This window comes from Wolbachia endosymbiont of Glossina morsitans morsitans (assembly GCF_000689175.1).
Taxonomy (GTDB): domain Bacteria; phylum Pseudomonadota; class Alphaproteobacteria; order Rickettsiales; family Anaplasmataceae; genus Wolbachia; species Wolbachia pipientis.
In genome coordinates, this window is sequence record NZ_AWUH01000080.1 from 1 (window position 1) to 984 (window position 984).

The following is a 984-nucleotide window of genomic DNA, read 5'->3' on the forward strand; positions in this document are numbered from 1 at the left end:
GTAAACGTTAAATTTCTTATAGGGAATCTTATTTGTGTTACTGGAATATCAGGAGGGGGAAAATCAAGTTTAGTCATAGAAACGTTATATAAATATTCAGCACATAAGATACATCATTCGTCTGCAAGGTATGGTCAGTGTGATAGAATAGAAGGCCTTGAATATATAGATAAAGTTATAGAAGTCGATCAGTCGCCAATTGGTAGAACTCCTGCGTCAAATCCAGCAACATATGTTGGTATGTTCACTCATATAAGAAATTGGTTTGCAGGTCTTTCGGAGTCAAAAGCAAGGGGATATAATATAGGCCGGTTTTCATTTAATACCAGAGGGGGAAGGTGTGAGGCTTGTAAAGGTGATGGGCACTTAAAGATAGAGATGCATTTTCTACCGGACGTTTATGTGAAGTGTGAGCAGTGTAAAGGGCGAAGGTATAATCGGGAAACATTGGAAGTTACTTATAAAGAAAAATCAATCTCTGATGTCCTTGATATGACGATAGATCAAGCTTGTGATTTTTTTGAAAACCTTCCAATGGTAAAAGAAAAGTTGATTTCTTTGCAGGAAGTGGGGCTTGGCTATATAAAACTCGGACAGTCGTCAACAACGCTGTCTGGGGGTGAAGCACAACGAATAAAGCTATCCAAGGAGCTATCAAAACGATTTACCGGAAGAACATTGTATATTCTTGATGAGCCAACAACCGGATTACACTTTGAAGATATAAATAACTTACTAAAAATACTCCATAGATTAGTCGATCTGGGAAACACTGTTATAGTTATCGAGCACAATTTGCACGTTATAAAAACTGCAGATTATATAATAGACATCGGACCAGAGGGCGGAATAAAAGGCGGAGAAGTGATTGCTACTGGAACTCCAGGAGAAGTGGCAAAAATTCCAGAAAGTGTTACAGGCAGGTATCTTAAAACGTATTTATTATAAACTATTTCTTAATTATATTAGGCTAGGTTGCATATT

1 pseudogene is annotated in these 984 nt (G+C 37.3%); it reads left to right on the forward strand.

The features are described 5' to 3' along the window. Positions 1 to 948, forward strand: a pseudogene (locus tag WGMM_RS01810) (excinuclease ABC subunit UvrA); the annotation flags it as partial. Positions 949 to 984: the final 36 nt, after the last annotated feature.